This is a genomic window from Haliscomenobacter sp., from assembly GCF_033763495.1.
GTDB lineage: Bacteria > Bacteroidota > Bacteroidia > Chitinophagales > Saprospiraceae > Haliscomenobacter.
The window spans coordinates 1-16,599 of the sequence record NZ_JANRKL010000025.1 but is presented as its reverse complement, the minus strand read 5'-3'; the positions used below and the strand labels follow the sequence as shown (position 1 = coordinate 16,599).

The following is a 16,599-nucleotide window of genomic DNA, read 5'->3' as shown; positions in this document are numbered from 1 at the left end:
GGGCAACCCCACGTGGCTGAATGCCAATGATACAGGTGTTGCTAAAATCATCAAATTCTTCAACCAATTGGTGGCAGAGCCGCTCAATGGTCAGCGAAAACCGTTCGGGCCCGATGATGATGCGTTGCTTTTCCATAGATGAGGCAAAGATAAAAAAATGCGTGGAGTAGGGAAATTGATTTTTTGGGGCGTTAAACTATTCTAGACCACGTTAGGTTCTATCCAAACATGAGCCATCTTGGATGGGATTTACCAAATAATGTACAATGAAGCATATTCCGATTTCTGTCTTAGAATTAGCGGTAGTTTCTGAAGGGGACAATGCAGCTGCAGCCATCCAGAAAACAGTTGAAGTGGCTCAGCATGCGGAATTGCTTGGGTACAAAAGAATCTGGCTGGCCGAGCACCATAATATGGAACATGTTGCCAGCTCGGCGACTGCGGTATTGATTGGGCATATTGCCGGAGCCACCGCCGGGAAAATTCGGGTAGGTTCTGGTGGCATTATGCTGCCCAATCACAGTCCTTTGGCAGTAACTGAGCAGTTTGGAACGCTGGCAAGTATCTATCCGGATAAAATTGACTTGGGGCTGGGAAGAGCCCCGGGAACCGATCAGCAGACTGCCCTGGCTTTGCGCAGAAACAATGCCTATGTGGAGTATGATTTCCAGGCAGAGATCCTGCAACTGCAAAAATATTTCAGCCCTGACAACAAATTATCCAAAGTAAGGGCCTTTCCGGGGGAAGGGGTGGAGGTGCCCATCTGGATTTTGGGTTCCAGCACCGATAGTGCCTACCTTGCGGCCAGTTTGGGCTTGCCGTATGCCTTTGCGGCCCATTTTGCACCAAGACTATTCAGAACGGCGATAGAGATTTACCGTAAGAATTTTCGCCCTTCTGCCCAACTGGAAGAACCTTATGTAATGGCTTGTGTGAATGTGCTAGCTGCCGATACGGATGAAGTAGCTGAGTTTTTGTCGACCAGCCTTTACCGAATGTTCCTGGGCATCATCACCAACGAACGAAGACCATTGCAAGCTCCGGGACCATTGCCGGATGTGTTTAGAAATCCCGATGTGCAGCAGGCCATCCAAAGTATGATGTATTACACCTTTACCGGGAGTAAACAGACCCTGCAAAGTAAATTATCGGCATTTGTTGAAGAAACAGGCATCGATGAGTTGATGATTACCAGCCACATTTATGATAAAGCGGCAAAGCTTAAATCGTTTTCGATTGTCAAAGAGGTGATGAATAGTCAGATTTTGAGCCCAATTTGAACCCGGTTCAACAAACCCGTAAATTGAATGACCAGAAAGGCGAACAGCGCGGATTTCAATAGCCCCAGCAGTCCATCGGTCAATACCTCCGGCAAACTCCAGCCCAATAGCGCCACAATAGCATAAGCAAAATAAGGCATCAAATAGCAGGTCAAAGTACTCGATCCCGCCGGAGCAATGAAATTTGCCCACTTGCTTTGGCCTTTCACATCCGCAATGTAATGCAGCAGCACAAAGGCCAGGATACTGATCCCGGCGCAGATGGCAGTCCAGGAAGGGGTGGCGCGAATTTTGGAGATGCCCCATTCGGGTCGGGTGGCGAAGCCAAAAGCAATCAACAGTAGCGCTACTCCAATCAGACTGGGAACCAACCACTTCAATTGATCTTTAGCCGCCAGGTGGCTGTAAATCACCGTGGTCAATACCCCCAGCATCACACTGGCGTGGTTGGATGCGCTGATCACCAATTGGAAATCGAACCCAAGTAGCCGGACAAATTCGTTGACATTGAGCAGCAACAACCCGATACAGATGGCCACCAACCACCATACTTTATCCCCAATCCACAAATAAAGCAAAGCCACCAGCAAATACGCCCAGCCGATCAAACCCAAAATACCCCACCAATGGATCATCATCCAATTGCCCGACGCGCCACGGTAAATGGACGCCAAAAAGGCCAAAATGAGCCAGCCCAAAATCTTGAGGAAAATAGCGGGTACTACGCCAAAGACCATCGGAGTTCGGTAATTGTTCCAAATGAGCACAAAGGCCAAGGCCATTAAAATTTGCCAATATTCCTTGCGGATCAGCAATTGGGTAGCGTCGATGTTTTCCAGATTGACCATGAACAAACCCATGACCAACAAAGCAAAGCTTCTGCTGAGGATGTGCAGCAGCACCGAAACTTTGGATGCTCCCTTTTCCAACCGCGCCTTCAGCGCATGGGGAATGGACAGCCCGACAATGAATAAAAAAGCAGGAAACACCACATCGGATAAACCCATTCCATCCTCCTCGGCGGCGGTATGGAGTAGCCAACGGGGAACCTGGGTTAAACTCCAAAGGTCGTTAACAAAAATCATGAGCAGCATGGTCACTGCTCGCAGGATGTCGATGGAGGGTAGGCGCTGGTTTTTCATGCTTAAAAATAAAAAAAGGAGCTGAAAATAAACATGGGTTGTAGGGGCAGCAGATCATGGCTATCTGATGCTAAAGTGGTAAAGTAATGATGAAACTGCTACCCTCTCCCGGCTGAGTATCCAGGGCCAGACTTCCATTGTGCCCCTTGGTGATGATGTCATAAGCCAAACTCAGCCCCAACCCCGTTCCCTCACCCGTAGGTTTGGTGGTAAAAAATGGCTGGAAGATTTTATCCCGGATCGCTTCCGGGATACCCGAGCCATTGTCGCTGATGCGAATCTCGATGCCTTGTTCCGTTTTTCGGGTACTGGCACTCACCATGGGTGTGTACGCTGTATCGGCTGGTAATTGTTTGCGTTTTTGCAGCAACTCATAGAATGCATTGTTGAACAAATTGAGCAAAACTCTGCCAATGTCCTGAGCGACCACCACCACTTCTGGCAAGTCGGCTTCTAAATCCAGGCTGTACTCCGCTTGAAAATCCTTTTCCTGGGCTCTCATGCCGTGGTAACTGAGGCGTAGGCATTCATCCAGCAAAGTATTGAGATTCGTGAGTGCTTTTTCACCCGTGCTGCTCCGCGAGTGTTCCAGCATGTTTTTTACGATACTACTAGCTCGTTTGCCGTGGTGGTTGATTTTTTGCAGGTTGAGGATTAGGTCATCTGCGATGAATTTGGCCTCTTCGGTTTCCCCTTTGTCCATTTCTTCTTTCATTTCTGCGGCCATTTCGGCGCTGACTTCGGCGAAGTTGTTCACAAAGTTGAGCGGGTTCTGGATTTCGTGGGCGATGCCTGCGGTGAGTTCGCCCAGGGAGGCGAGTTTTTCGCGTTGGATGAGTTGGGCTTGGGAGGCTTGGAGCTGGGCGGTACGTTCGGCGACTTGGCGTTCGAGGGTTTCGTTTTGGGTGGCGAGGATCTGTTGTTTCTCCGCAGAAAGTTTTTCCACTTCCAACAACTGTAATTTTAAATCCCGACTACTAAGCGATGATTCAATTGCCAAATAAATGGAAAGAGAAATAGGAATGCTCAAAAAACTGATGCTGAAGTAAATATGTCCCAAAATCCATTTTGGTCCAGCAGGCAAATAGCCCAGAACGGCCATAAAATAGCATACGATAAAGATCAAGTAGCTTAAGGTACCAATGAAAATAATATTTGCTCCTTTTAGTTTGTGTTTTTTTGCAATAAATGTGACGCGAATAATTTCCAGAAGCGGCAAAATGCCAGGAATTACGTATCCCACGAAGTATACATTTCGTTGACCTGTCAAAAATAAACCCGTACCAATCAAGAAATAAATAAATAGAATCCAAAATGCAAGGCCCAACTTCCTATTGAACAAATCGTAAACAGCGATTAACAAAAATAGGTTAGAAACGGGTATAGTTAAATAAGCCAGGGCTCTAATTATAGTACTTAGCCACAAAAATTGTATCTCCTGGGTACCTATTCCACTGAATAGATTGAACATAAAACTCATGCAGGCATAAAAGACAAAATACAAATTAGCTTTTCGGACTGGGTTAAAAACAAAAAGCACCAAATGGAAGAGGAAAATGGAAAAATTAATGCCCAGTCGAATATAGATAAAAGGAAGGCTCATATCATGGTGCATGAGTTCATTCAATGATTCAGCCAGCACAATTTTTAAGTGAAATGGTTGGATTATTGGATCGCTCCTGAGGTAAATATGCTTTTTTTGCAGGCCATAACGTATGGCTAAAACGTGTTCTTTGGCATCATGAATGGGTAAAATGAAAAAAATTCTGGCTGCCCTGTGAGAAGCAACAGCAAGAACCTCTTTCTCGCCAACACGAAATACCCCATATTGAGCCAATTTCTGGCCATCCAAAAAATATTCCGTTGCCCCTACTTGATTAATTGACAATGCAATCGGTTTGTTGGTAAATGCACTATCCATTCGAAGTTTTAGCCTGAACCAACCAACCTTTGTGCGCCACAACTGAGGCAATTCCAGAATATCTTTCATGGGATCAATCGACTCCCATCCCGAATCATCATACCCCTCTTTCACCCACTCAGGATTATCTCCCGCATGCCATTTCCAGCCTTTATCCAATACAATGCCTTGCACGGGTAAACTATCGATGCGAAAAACGGGTTCGCTTTGGGCCAAGGTTTGGATGGTACAAAACAAAAAGATCAGGCTCAGGTATTTCATGGCTAGGTGTTTAATGAATGAGTACAGAGGCCGCCTATAAATAAATTTTTGGAAAGATATAAAATGGACTATTTCTGATATAGCGGTGTCCTCCGAATGGTACATTTTACCCTCCGAATGGTAGATATGGTCTTCCCAATGGGACAAAGGCCGAATAAAAAGCTTCTTTGAAGAAATTGGCAATAGAAAATCACGCAATCCCCAAAATCTTATGCGTCTGCAAACTCAACTTCCACTTTGGATGCTTCATACAATACTCCAAAGTCAGCTTGGTATTTTGTTGTCCCAGCGGCCCGTCCATAGGTTGTAGATAAAAATGGTCAAAATCCAGGTGCAAGTAGCGCTCAGGTTCCGCGCCCGGCTGCGGGTATACCAGTTTCAGCTCATGCCCTTTTTGAATGAGCAATTCGGTATTCGCTTTGGGGCTCATACAAATCCAGTCCAGCCCCGCCGGAGCAGCCACGGTGCCATTGGTTTCCACTGCCACTTCCAGCCCGCGGGCATGAAAAGCTGCAATCAGCTCCTCATCCAATTGCAGCAGTGGCTCCCCCCCTGTACACACCACATAAGGCTTGCCCTCCAAGACATAGGTATCGCCCAATTGCTTTTCACTTTTCACTTTCCACTTTTCACTTCCCCCCGGCCACAACCCAATCACCATATCCGCCAATTCCTCCGCATTGTACTTCCCACCATTTTCGCCATCCATGCCCCAAAAGTCGGTATCACAAAACTGGCAAATCGCCTTAGCGCGGTCCTCTTCACGCCCCGACCAGAGGTTGCAGCCCGAAAAACGGCAAAACACCGCCGGGCGACCCGCCTGGGCACCTTCCCCTTGCAGGGTGTAAAATATTTCTTTGACTTTGTAGGTTTGTTTCTTTTTCATGGTTCGGCTCCAATTACAAGGCACAAAGTTAGCGGGATTCCACCTGTGTTGGTTTAAATTCTTCCAGCAACAACACAAAAAAGTCTACAGGTTAATTCTAAAAAACTTATTTTTGAACAAAATAAGCAGCAGAAATGGCCGAAGCAAAAGTACAAACCTCTATTCCAAGGCAGCCCAAACCTAAAAAAATGGTGTCGCTAGAGGCTTACTTTGCCGCAGAAGAAAAGGCCCAAGACAAACACGAATACCACCACGGAATAGTTGTTAAAATGGCGGGAGGCTCCTTCAAACACAACCAATTGGCGCAGCGTTCGGCCAGGCTCATCGAGAATTTTGTAGAAGAAAACAACCTTGACTACCTCGTCAACAACTCTGATACCAAAATCCGGATTGAAGCCTATGATAAAGTGGTCTATCCCGATGCGGTAGTGATTTCAGAAAAACCCCTTTATTACGCCCAGCGTAAAGATACCATTGTTAATCCTTTGCTGATCATTGAGGTATTGTCCAAAACCACGGAAGATTACAATCGGACTACCAAATTTGAATACTACCGCAGCCTGCCTAGTTTCAAAGAATATGTATTGATTCACCTGGAAGGCAAAAAAGTATCGGTATATTCTCGCCAAACGGACGAAACCTGGATTGTCCGGGATTACACTGGCGTTGAATCCACTGCCATCCTTTTTGCTGTGCACAATTGTCCACTGTCCCTGGATCGACTTTACCACAAAATAGTACAGGATTAGTCCATTGATCCTGGCAAGATTTTCGCCCTCCAAATACCATCCTTAAAAAAAGCCACACCAAATTTGCACAAGCAACAATAATTGTTACTTTTACATTTATTATCGCAAGAACAAAACTGTTGACATGAATCGATACGTCCTCGGCGCTGATTTTGGCACCGATTCGGTCCGCGCAGTGCTGGTTGATACTGCTAACGGTGCCGAATTGGCCAGTGCCGTCACCTACTATCCACGTTGGAAAAAAGGTTTGTACTGTAAGCCTGCCCAAAACCAATTCCGCCAGCATCCCCTCGATTATGTAGAAAGCCTGGAAGACGCCATCTTCCGGACCCTGAAGCAATTGCCAGGTTTGGACCCCCAGTTTGTGGTCGGCATCACCGTAGACACCACTGGTTCCACACCAGTAGCAGTGGATAAAACGGGCACCCCGCTGGCGCTCCTGCCCGAATTTGCCGAAAACCCCAACGGCATGTTCATCCTCTGGAAAGACCATACCGCCCTGGCCGAAGCTGAAGAAATCAACCACAAAGCCCGCACCTGGGGTGGCATCGACTACACCATGTACGAAGGGGGTATTTATTCTTCCGAGTGGTTTTGGGCCAAAATCACCCATACCATCCGCCAGGACGAAGCCGTACAACAAGCCGCCTATTCCTGGATGGAACACTGCGATTGGATCACCCACCTGCTCATCGGTGGCGACGACGCCCTGAGCACCAAACGCAGCCGTTGTGCCGCCGGGCACAAGGCCATGTGGCACGAATCCTGGGGCGGCCTGCCTTCCGAGGACTTTTTAACCCACCTCGAACCCAAACTCGCGGGTCTGCGCGAACACCTCTACCAGGATACCTATACTGCCGATGAAGCTGCGGGCCACCTCTCCGGCGAATGGGCCCAACGCTTGGGCTTGCACGAGGGCGTGGTAGTGAGCGTAGGCACTTTTGATGCCCACGCTGGAGCCGTAGGTGGTGAAGCCGAAGCTTATACCCTGATCAAAGTGATGGGCACTTCCACTTGTGATATGTTGGTAGCGCCCCTGGATGAGGTGCAAGACAAACTCGTACACGGCATCTGCGGTCAGGTGGATGGCTCCATCGTACCGGGTATGATGGGCCTGGAAGCCGGACAGTCGGCTTTTGGCGACTTGCTGGCCTGGTTCAAACAAGTCATTACCTGGCCACTGCAACAACTGCTGCCACAAAGCCAACTCCTGGATGATGCCACCAAAACGGCTCTTCTGGACGAAATGGAAGACAAAATCATTGCCCAACTCAGCGCCGCCGCCGCTCAGATTCCGGTAGCCCAAACTGGTATTGTCGCCCTCGACTGGGTCAATGGCCGCCGTACACCCGATGCCGACCAAAGCCTGAAGGGGGCCATCATGGGCCTGAATATGGGCTCCGATGCGCCAGCGATTTTTAAGGCTTTGGTTGAGGCGATTTGTTTTGGTTCCAAAAAAATTGTCGATCGCTTTGAAGCCGAAGGCATTCCCATCAAAGCCGTGGTAGGCATGGGCGGTGTCGCCAAAAAGTCGGATTTCGTGATGCAAACCCTGGCCGATGTACTGAACCGCCCCATCAAAATCGCGCGTTCAGAACAAGCTCCCGCTTTGGGTGCAGCCATGTATGCGGCAGTAGCTGCTGGTGTATACCCCGATGTGGCGAGCGCCATGCAGGTGATGGGCAATGGTTTTGATAAAATTTACCACCCCATCCCCACCAATGCGGCCCTGTATGAAAAGCTATACACTGAATACGGTCGATTTGGGGATTTTGTGGAAAAAAAGAATTGATTTTTTTCACCACCTTAGAAACCTGAGACACCTAAGTTACACCTAAGTCTGTTTATCCAATGTATAATTTCTGTGGTGTCCCTTAGGTTTCTGAGGTTTCTTAGGTGGTGAAAAACCCAGCAGCGAAGCTGCCCAAAAAAAACAAAATGAAAAGCGCTTACCAAAGCCTCAAAGAAGCTTGTTACGAAGCCAATATGCAGCTGCCCCAACTGGGACTGGTGCTCTTTACCTTTGGCAATGCCAGTGTAGCAGATCGCTCTGCCGGGGTCTTTGCCATCAAACCCAGTGGGGTGCCCTACGCGAGCCTCCGCGCTGAGGACATGGTCATCCTCGACTTTGAAGCCCAGGTGATTGAAGGGACCAAACGGGCCTCTTCCGACACCAAAACCCACGCAGTGTTGTACAAGCATTGGGAAAACATCGGTGGCATCGTGCATACCCATTCCACTTACGCTACCGCCTGGGCTCAAACCCAACTGGACATCCCGATCCTGGGTACCACCCACGCCGACCACCTCACCGTAGACATTCCCTGCGCGCCCCCCATGGAGGACGCCATGATTCAGGGCAACTACGAATACGAAACAGGGTTCCAGATCATGAATGATTTTACCCGGCGCGGCTACAGCTACGAAGAAGTGGAAATGATCCTGGTGGGCAATCACGCTCCCTTCACCTGGGGCAAAACGGTGGAAAAAGCCGTGTACAACAGCGCTGTGCTGGAGGAGGTAGCACGTATGGCCTACCTGAGTGTGACCATCCGGCCAGATGTACCCCGGCTCAAGGACGCCTTGATTCAAAAACATTACGAACGCAAGCATGGTAAAAACGCCTATTACGGGCAATAATTAATTGAAATGATCCAACTCAAACAACTCGAAGCCTGGTTTGTCACCGGAAGCCAACACCTGTACGGCCCTGAGACCCTCAAACAAGTTGCTCAAAACGCCGAAACCATTGCCAAATCCCTGGATGCCGCTGCAAATATCCCGGTAAAAATCGTTTTTAAGCCCATTGTGGTTGGGCCGGAAGAAATCAGCAAACTCGTCATTGAAGCCAACTCTGCACCACAGTGTATCGGCCTGATTTGCTGGATGCATACCTTTTCCCCTGCCAAAATGTGGATCAACGGGCTCAAAATCCTACGCAAACCCCTGGCCCATTTGCATACCCAATTCAACCAGGACATCCCCTGGTCCAGCATCGATATGGATTTTATGAACCTTAACCAATCGGCGCATGGCGACCGTGAGTTTGGGTTCATCGGAGCACGAATGCGCCTGAATCGCAAGGTGGTGGTGGGCCATTGGCAAGATCCTGAAGTACAGGAGCGCCTGGGCGTATGGTGTCGGGTAGCTGCTGCCTGGAACGACTGGCAGGGTGGCAAGTTCGTCCGTTTTGGCGACAACATGCGCCAGGTAGCTGTAACCGAAGGCGACAAGGTGGAAGCCGAAATCAAATTTGGCTACTCGGTCAATACCCATGGGGTAGGGGACCTGGTACAGGTCATCAATGCAGTGAGTGATGCCCAAATCCAGCAATTGATTGAAGAGTACGAAGCAAGTTATACCTTATCCACCAGTTTGCAAAAGGGCGGCGCTCAACGCAGCTCACTCGTCGAAGCTGCCCGCATCGAATTGGGCATGAAAAGCTTCCTGGAAGCAGGCAATTTTAAAGGCTTCACCGACACCTTCGAAGACCTGCATGGCATGGTACAATTGCCGGGTATTGCCTCACAACGACTAATGGCAGCGGGATATGGCTTTGGCGGCGAAGGGGATTGGAAAACTTCGGCGCTGGTGCGTGCAATGAAAGTTATGGCGGCGGGACTGCCCGGAGGCAATTCCTTTATGGAAGACTACACCTACCATTTTCAACCCGATAACATGCAAGTATTGGGTGCCCATATGCTGGAAATTTGCCCCTCCATTGCTGCCCAAAAACCAAGTTGTGAGGTACATCCGCTGGGCATTGGTGGCAAAGCTGACCCGGTTCGTTTGGTCTTCAACTGTCCTGCAGGCCCAGCACTTAACGCTTCGATCGTGGACATGGGCAATCGTTTCCGCCTAATCGTCAACGAAGTAGAAGCCATTGAACCTGCTCAGGATTTGCCCAAGTTACCCGTTGCGAGGGTATTGTGGAAGGTGAAACCCGACCTCAAAACCGGAGCGGCGGCCTGGATTTTGGCGGGAGGCGCCCACCATACCTGTTACAGCCAAAACCTGAGTGATGAATACCTGGCTGACTTTGCAGAAATCGCTGGCATTGAATATGTTTTGATCAACGAGCGCACCAATTTGTACGATTTCAAAAATGAGCTGCGCTGGAACGAAGTTTATTATGGCCAACGTATGTACTAGTTCTCTATATTCGCGTCCTGCATAAATTTTTTTAAACAAACAAAACATTTGTATTGATGCAAAATCTACAAACGGTGGATTTAGTAGTATTCTTTGCTTATTTCATTCTTGTGGTAGGCTACGGATACTGGATTTACCAACGCAAGAAAAAAGCAGTAACGACTACCACTGATTTTTTTCTGGCCGAAGGGTCGTTGACCTGGTGGGCCATTGGGGCCTCGCTGATTGCTTCCAACATTTCTGCGGAGCAGTTCATCGGGATGTCCGGGAATGGTTTTTTTGTGGGAATAGCGGTAGCAGCCTATGAATGGATTGCTGCAATCGCCCTCATCATCGTAGCGGTATTTTTTATGCCGATCTACCTCAAAAATCATATTTACACCATGCCGCAGTTTTTAAAGACGCGGTACAATGAAACGGTGAGTATGATCATGACCATTTTCTGGTTGTTCCTGTACATCTTTGTCAACCTTACTTCAATCCTGTTCCTGGGGGCTCTGGCCATCAACAACCTGATTGGCGGCGGGTATTTTCACCTGATCATGATTGGCCTGGCGGTTTTTGCCCTCTTCATCACCATTGGGGGGATGAAGGTGATCGGGTATACCGATGTATTGCAGGTTTTTGTGCTTATCGTTGGTGGTTTGGCAACAACCTGGTTGGCGCTGACGATGGTGAGTGAAAAATTTGGCATGGGCCAAAACGTATTTGCAGGTTTCAATTTGTTGATGGAAAAAGCAGACGACCATTTTCACATGATCATGGCCAAACCCGGGCCCGAAGCCTCACAGGATTACATCAATAAATACCTGCTTTTGCCGGGTATTGCGATGTACCTGGTCGGGCAATGGATTGTCAACCTCAATTACTGGGGCTGCAACCAATACATCACGCAACGGGCTCTGGGCGCGGACCTCAATACGGCACGCACCGGGATTCTGTTCGCTGGTTTCCTCAAATTGATGATGCCAATTATTGTAATGTTGCCAGGTATAGCTGCATATGTATTGTACCAAAACGGCGAATTACAGGCGCAAATGGCACCTGATGGCAAATTCATGACCGACAATGCTTATTCGGCCATTTTGACCTTCCTGCCTGCGGGCCTGAAAGGTTTGTCTATGGCGGCACTTACGGCGGCTATCGTAGCCTCCCTGGCCGGGAAAGCCAACAGTATTTCGACCATTTTTACCCTGGATATTTACAAGAAATATTTTGATAAAGAAGCGGAGGACCGTAAACTGGTCTGGATTGGTCGGGCGACCATCATTGCTTCGATGTTGTTGGCCATTGCGCTCACCTGGAATGACCTATTGGGCATTGGTGGGGAGGGTGGTTTTACTTTCATCCAAAAGTACACCGGATTCATTAGCCCTGGTGTATTTGCCATGTTTCTTTTGGGGATGTTCTGGAAACGTACTACTGGAGCTGCTGCGGTTGCCGGGGTTCTGGTTGGCTTCATCTTGTCCGTATTTTTCAATGAATATGCTCCAACGGTACTGGGCAATCACACCTTCTTATACACTGCTTATCCCAACGGCAAGGGTGGATTTGAAATTCCATTTTTGATCTGTATGGGTCTGGCTTTCGGCTTTACAATGCTGGTGATGATTGTGATGAGCTTATTTGGGCCAAAAGTGAATGAAAAGGCTTTTGACCTGGATGCCAGTATGTTCAAAGTTAGCCCACGCATCATGGCGATGATTGTGGCTACACTGTTGATCCTGACCGCGATTTACATCAAGTTCTGGTAGTTTTGTTGCTGCTAGATGCTACAACAAGAATTTTTTTCGCCATAAAGGCACGAAGGCACAAAGCGCTATTAATCACTTAGCGCCTTTGTGTCTTTGTGGCAGAAAATAAAAATGTCCTGTAGTACGCTCAATCCACGATCGCATTTTTCTGCACTTTTTTATGTAGGGGCGCCAATAATGGCAAGGCTGCCGAGCCATACCAGGGGTGAAGCTCCATCACCAAACTCCCCGCCTTGATCGCCGGGTCCGTTTCCGTCAATTTTTTGGCTTCTTCAACCGAGCGGACATCAAAAATGTAAATGCCGCGAATATCCGTATCATCCATAAATGGGCCTGCCACCAACAACTTACCTTCATCCGCCATGCGGAAGATATTTTTCAGGTGTGCTTCCTGGAGTTTTGCGGTGGCGGCAGAGTCCAGCTTCCGATTGGGGCCTGTTTTTAAAAAAGCCATCACATAAGCTTTCATACCATAATCATCAGCGTCCAGCTTTTGAGCCAATAAAGAGTCATAGCTGGTATCTTCGGTGATTTGGGCGTAATAACTCTTTTTTGGTTCGGAAGGAGCGTCACCGGGTTTGCAGGCGGCAATAAAGACACTTAGTCCCAGGAAGTACAAGTACAATTTAGACATAATGTAGGTTTTAGGATGAGCCGATAAAATTATACTATTTTTTTATTTTATAAAAATTTTAACATAAAAAATTGAATCACCTTTAAATTTGATAACAAATCGGGCTTGCTTGGTTAAGAAAAATGCAAAGTTTTGCCTGACTTTAACTTTGAAGTAGAACTTTGCGTCCTTAGTTTGTAATTTTAAAGAGAATAAAGTGCTGTCGGTTCAGCGCTTTTCTCCCAAACAAAACAAATTTGCTGTGGTATGAAAACGCTTTGCAAACCTCTTTTTGGTCAAAAATTGCTCCTGATTAGCAGTTTGATGTTGCTCAATGTATTTGGCTTTTCCCAAAAACTGGATACCCTTTTGCTTAAAAAAAATCCAGGACGCCCGCGGCCCCAAATTGAGGTAAAGCCTACCAAGGAGGATTCCATCAAAACACCTGTGACCACAGATCAATCCAAATTTGATGATTTGCTCAAAAAAGCGCAAGGCAGTGCAGATGTCGTTAGTTTGCTGCGACAAGCCAAAGAATTGTGCACAACGACCAAACTGGAAAATTGTGACAGCCACCTCAAAATAGCCTTTTCCCGCGAAATCAAACGTTTGATCGACCTCAACAATCAGGATCGGCTTAAGGAGGCAAGAGACTTGTGTGACCTTTACAGTGTAGACAATTGCAGTGAGCGGATTCGGGAAAAAGATGCCCAGTTGCGTTTTGATGCCCTCATAGAAGCGGGAAAAAACGCAGGTGGTTTTGAACAAAAGCGCAGCAAATTCCTGGAAGCCAAGGCTTTTTGTGAAAAAAACAGCCTAGTGGTGCTCAACTGGAACTGCCAAAGCACTGCCGACGATTTGTTGAAAAAATTACACGCAGACCGCTACACTGAGCTACTCAACAGCATAGTCAATCGACGCACCTTTGAGGAAAAATGGAAAACCCTGGCCGAAGTCGAAGCCCTGGTCAATGACAATCCTGGCTACCTGAATGGAAAAAAGACGGAAATCAATGACCGCAAGTACCGCTTGCAGGAAGATGAATTGGGGCGTTTGCGCAGCAAAATGGAACAATCTTCCACTTTTGACGATAAAGAAAAAGCCTATTGGGATGCGGTTGATTTTGTCAAAAAATACCAACTCAGCGATAAGTCGCTCAACGACCTGGACTACAAAATTCGGGAAGCTGCCCGCTTGGAAGTTCAAAACATCCTGTACCGTCGTCGTCAACTGGATTACCGCCGCCGGATTGAGCAACTGCGCTACGCCATTCGACTCAACCGCGATTATGTTGGCGAACAACTCAATCGGGAAATTACCAGCGTGATTTACAAAGAACGCGACGATGCCATTGCTGAGGCTGGACGTCAGCCGACTTTGCGCCTAAAGGAGGATCATTTGCGCACTTTTGCAGGGGAATATTGCAAATTGTTGAGTACCGATCGAGACCAAAATGCCTGTTTTGCCGAACTGGAAAATCTGATTCAGCAAGCTTACCAAGCCGAATTGGCTGCTTTGCAGCAACGGGCCCGTCAGGCTGCTTCGGGTAATGATTGGTCGCTGATCCACAATTACTACAACCAGGCGATTGTATTCGCCGACGCGAACCCCCGGTATTTCAACAGTTACGCCAGTTCATCCTTGCGGGGAGAAAAGCAGGAAGCCCTGCGCAAATATGCGGACAACAGCCAACGTCGTTTTGTGGATCACCTGCGCAGCGACAACCTGAGCCAGGCAGAAACGGCCCTTTATGACCTGCAAAACATGCAGCGGACCGCTGGCTTTCAGTTTCTGAATACGAACGACATGCTCGTTGACTTGCACCAGGAGTACCTACGCAAAATTGGCAATCTGCGCGACCAGCAGCGCTTTCAGGAAGGATTTCGCGCCCTGGACAAGGTAGAAAGCCTCGAACAACAAATGACTGGGGCACTTCCTCAAAACAACAGCCGTGAGGAGCGCCGCCGCCTGAGCCAGGACCACTACAGCTTTTTGGCCAAAGAAGCTGAGCGCTGGATGTTCAACCCCGGAACTGCCGAAACGGCCATCCGCCGCTTCAACTCCCTGGATTCGGTCCGGACCTTGTATCGCCCCTATTTGACCGAAACCCAAACTGCCCAGGTGGCGCGGATGCGGCGGAGTTTTAGTTTGCGCACTTTGGGATACCTGGATCAGTACCTGCGCAACGATCAGATCGATGCTGGGGTAGTACTTTTTGAAGACCTGAGTACTTTTATCACTACTGCCCAGTCTGGAGATAGTTTGACCAATGCTTTTGTAAGCAGAGGGCCAATTCTGTTTGGCCGAAAAGTGGATGCCCAAAAGAAATTATTGGAAGGAATGATTGCTTCTGGCGCATTGGATGATGCTGCCGCAGTACTCGCCCGCTTCCGCAAGGAGAACATCACCCTGGCTCGCAATCTCAAAGTGAGTGCCAATCAGCCAGACCCCTTTGTAGATACGGAATTCAAGTTGCAATTGACCCGCGGACAGACCCTGGTTGCTCAGGGTAACCCCCAAAAAGCCCTGGATTTGTTGCATCCGCTGGTGGAAAATAACCAGACCAGCAGTTTGACTTTGCGTGATGATGCCAAACGCTTGAGAGATCAGGTTTTTGCCGATTTGTTGGACAAAAAATTAAGTGATGTAGAACGCACTTACGACCAACAGGCAAAATATGAAGCGCTCAAAAATTTTCGGCAATACCTGGCTGCTTACCCCTTGCCTGTGCCTGCAGCTTTGCAAAGTCGTTATAAGAACATTGCCAAAGCCTCTTGTTTTGAAGAAAGGGAGATGTACGAAACTGGGATAAAAAATGCTGAACAATTGATCAATCAACGCAAGTTTGCTGCAGCCTACGACATTTATCAGAAGGTATTCGCGGTTTGCCAGGCTGCTACTTATTGTGATCTTGACATTTATACCATCAACGAAGCCTTGCGCAAATACGAAGCGCCAAAGGATTTTGAGTTGGCCCAACTGGAGTTCCAAAACCTGGAAAAAAGCAAGAACTGGGAAGCATTTGAAAGCCAGTACCGCAAATTGGAACGCTCTTTTGAAACCAACAACCTGAGCAATTTTGGCTTTAAACTCCAGCCTATGGAGCAATACCTTCGCGACCCTAAAAATTTTGATTTTGCAGCCTACTACGTGGGCCACAATTGTCTGTTTACTGACCAAATACCGTTAATTAGCGAAATACTTAATGCAAATTATGCGACTTCAGGTGCAGCAGGAGAAAACTTTAAATCCTTGGTGTACACCATGGCCGATCGTTTTCATGAAGCCAATCCTCAAACCAATTTAAAGGAAGCCCAGAAATTTTTCAGCATCAGCGGGAAAGCAGCCAAAGGTGTGAAGAAGGGGCTGAAAACGAGATGGAAAACGTACTGAGCGTTGGAGCAGCGCACCGTAGAGACGCACGGCCGTGCGTCTCTACAATCTGGCATCATCCGTCATTTTTTGAGTTGCCCTTTGTTATGCACTCAAACCTTTTTTCTCTCCTTTTTAAAATATTTTTTACAAATCTGCATTCATATAGTACTTCGATTAAAATTCAGCCTGATTTGGTTCGCCCTAGACAAGTCTAACAGCCACTCGGCTGCATTTGGCGAAGTTTGGTTTTGCTTGTAATGGTTTTTGCCCTGTATCAGCAACTTACGTGTATGGTTTTCCTTTATTTATCACGAAGACCGTAAATTTGCGTGGAAATAATTCAAATACGTAAAAAAAAGATATTTTTGGGGCTGAAAATTATTTAACAACCAAGCAAAGGGAATTTTGGTAATTTTGGCCATCTCAAAAACTCGTCCCATGACCAGAGTATGTTTACTTGTCATTT

At 47.7% G+C, this 16,599-nt stretch carries 11 protein-coding genes; 7 read left to right on the top strand and 4 right to left on the bottom strand.

The window, feature by feature from the left end:
* Window positions 1-266: 266 nt before the first annotated feature.
* On the top strand, window positions 267-1,280 hold the full coding sequence (locus tag SFV55_RS02115) for an LLM class flavin-dependent oxidoreductase (protein WP_320027798.1): 1,014 nt from the start codon (window positions 267-269) through the stop codon (window positions 1,278-1,280).
* Here SFV55_RS02115 and SFV55_RS02110 read toward each other — a convergent pair.
* The 3 genes from SFV55_RS02110 to queE form a co-directional block, all read right to left on the bottom strand.
* Window positions 1,259-2,422, bottom strand: coding sequence for a DUF5009 domain-containing protein (locus tag SFV55_RS02110; protein WP_320027797.1), 1,164 nt, complete (start codon window positions 2,420-2,422; stop codon window positions 1,259-1,261). The two genes, SFV55_RS02115 and SFV55_RS02110, sit on opposite strands and share 22 nt — an antisense overlap.
* 70 nt (window positions 2,423-2,492) lie before the next feature.
* Window positions 2,493-4,604: an ATP-binding protein gene (locus tag SFV55_RS02105; RefSeq protein WP_320027796.1), complete on the bottom strand. Its 2,112-nt coding sequence runs from the start codon at window positions 4,602-4,604 to the stop codon at window positions 2,493-2,495.
* A 190-nt stretch (window positions 4,605-4,794) separates the two neighbouring features.
* The gene (queE, locus tag SFV55_RS02100) at window positions 4,795-5,490 is read right to left on the bottom strand and encodes a 7-carboxy-7-deazaguanine synthase (protein ID WP_320027795.1); all 696 of its coding nucleotides are present in this window, start codon (window positions 5,488-5,490) and stop codon (window positions 4,795-4,797) included.
* A gap of 134 nt (window positions 5,491-5,624) precedes the next feature.
* Between queE and SFV55_RS02095 the strand changes: the two genes are divergently transcribed.
* The 5 genes from SFV55_RS02095 to SFV55_RS02075 all read left to right on the top strand — a co-directional run bounded on the left by SFV55_RS02095 (window position 5,625) and on the right by SFV55_RS02075 (window position 12,145).
* The gene (locus tag SFV55_RS02095; protein ID WP_320027794.1) at window positions 5,625-6,239 is read left to right on the top strand and encodes a Uma2 family endonuclease; all 615 of its coding nucleotides are present in this window, start codon (window positions 5,625-5,627) and stop codon (window positions 6,237-6,239) included.
* A gap of 124 nt (window positions 6,240-6,363) precedes the next feature.
* Window positions 6,364-8,031, top strand: a complete 1,668-nt coding sequence (locus SFV55_RS02090) for a ribulokinase (protein ID WP_320027793.1) — start codon at window positions 6,364-6,366, stop codon at window positions 8,029-8,031.
* Window positions 8,032-8,177: 146 nt separating this feature from the next.
* On the top strand, window positions 8,178-8,879 hold the full coding sequence (locus SFV55_RS02085) for an L-ribulose-5-phosphate 4-epimerase (RefSeq protein ID WP_320027792.1): 702 nt from the start codon (window positions 8,178-8,180) through the stop codon (window positions 8,877-8,879).
* A 9-nt stretch (window positions 8,880-8,888) separates the two neighbouring features.
* Entirely contained in the window at window positions 8,889-10,391 is a 1,503-nt protein-coding gene (araA, locus tag SFV55_RS02080; RefSeq protein ID WP_320027791.1) for an L-arabinose isomerase, read from the top strand.
* A gap of 56 nt (window positions 10,392-10,447) precedes the next feature.
* On the top strand, window positions 10,448-12,145 hold the full coding sequence (locus SFV55_RS02075; protein ID WP_320027790.1) for a sodium:solute symporter family transporter: 1,698 nt from the start codon (window positions 10,448-10,450) through the stop codon (window positions 12,143-12,145).
* 127 nt (window positions 12,146-12,272) lie between these two features.
* Here the strand turns inward: SFV55_RS02075 and SFV55_RS02070 are convergent, their stop codons facing one another.
* Complete coding sequence (locus tag SFV55_RS02070; protein WP_320027789.1) at window positions 12,273-12,779, bottom strand: YciI family protein; 507 nt, start codon at window positions 12,777-12,779, stop codon at window positions 12,273-12,275.
* Between the two features lie 246 nt (window positions 12,780-13,025).
* Between SFV55_RS02070 and SFV55_RS02065 the strand changes: the two genes are divergently transcribed.
* On the top strand, window positions 13,026-16,151 hold the full coding sequence (locus SFV55_RS02065) for a hypothetical protein (RefSeq protein WP_320027788.1): 3,126 nt from the start codon (window positions 13,026-13,028) through the stop codon (window positions 16,149-16,151).
* Window positions 16,152-16,599: the final 448 nt, after the last annotated feature.

What these genes read in the sequence shown, in the direction of transcription:
- SFV55_RS02115 (WP_320027798.1), top strand. Translation starts at nt 267, where the DNA reads ATGAAGCATATTCCGATTTCTGTCTTAGAATTAGCGGTAGTTTCTGAA.
- SFV55_RS02110 (WP_320027797.1), bottom strand. Translation starts at nt 2,422, where the DNA reads ATGAAAAACCAGCGCCTACCCTCCATCGACATCCTGCGAGCAGTGACC.
- SFV55_RS02105 (WP_320027796.1), bottom strand. Translation starts at nt 4,604, where the DNA reads ATGAAATACCTGAGCCTGATCTTTTTGTTTTGTACCATCCAAACCTTG.
- queE (WP_320027795.1), bottom strand. Translation starts at nt 5,490, where the DNA reads ATGAAAAAGAAACAAACCTACAAAGTCAAAGAAATATTTTACACCCTG.
- SFV55_RS02095 (WP_320027794.1), top strand. Translation starts at nt 5,625, where the DNA reads ATGGCCGAAGCAAAAGTACAAACCTCTATTCCAAGGCAGCCCAAACCT.
- SFV55_RS02090 (WP_320027793.1), top strand. Translation starts at nt 6,364, where the DNA reads ATGAATCGATACGTCCTCGGCGCTGATTTTGGCACCGATTCGGTCCGC.
- SFV55_RS02085 (WP_320027792.1), top strand. Translation starts at nt 8,178, where the DNA reads ATGAAAAGCGCTTACCAAAGCCTCAAAGAAGCTTGTTACGAAGCCAAT.
- araA (WP_320027791.1), top strand. Translation starts at nt 8,889, where the DNA reads ATGATCCAACTCAAACAACTCGAAGCCTGGTTTGTCACCGGAAGCCAA.
- SFV55_RS02075 (WP_320027790.1), top strand. Translation starts at nt 10,448, where the DNA reads ATGCAAAATCTACAAACGGTGGATTTAGTAGTATTCTTTGCTTATTTC.
- SFV55_RS02070 (WP_320027789.1), bottom strand. Translation starts at nt 12,779, where the DNA reads ATGTCTAAATTGTACTTGTACTTCCTGGGACTAAGTGTCTTTATTGCC.
- SFV55_RS02065 (WP_320027788.1), top strand. Translation starts at nt 13,026, where the DNA reads ATGAAAACGCTTTGCAAACCTCTTTTTGGTCAAAAATTGCTCCTGATT.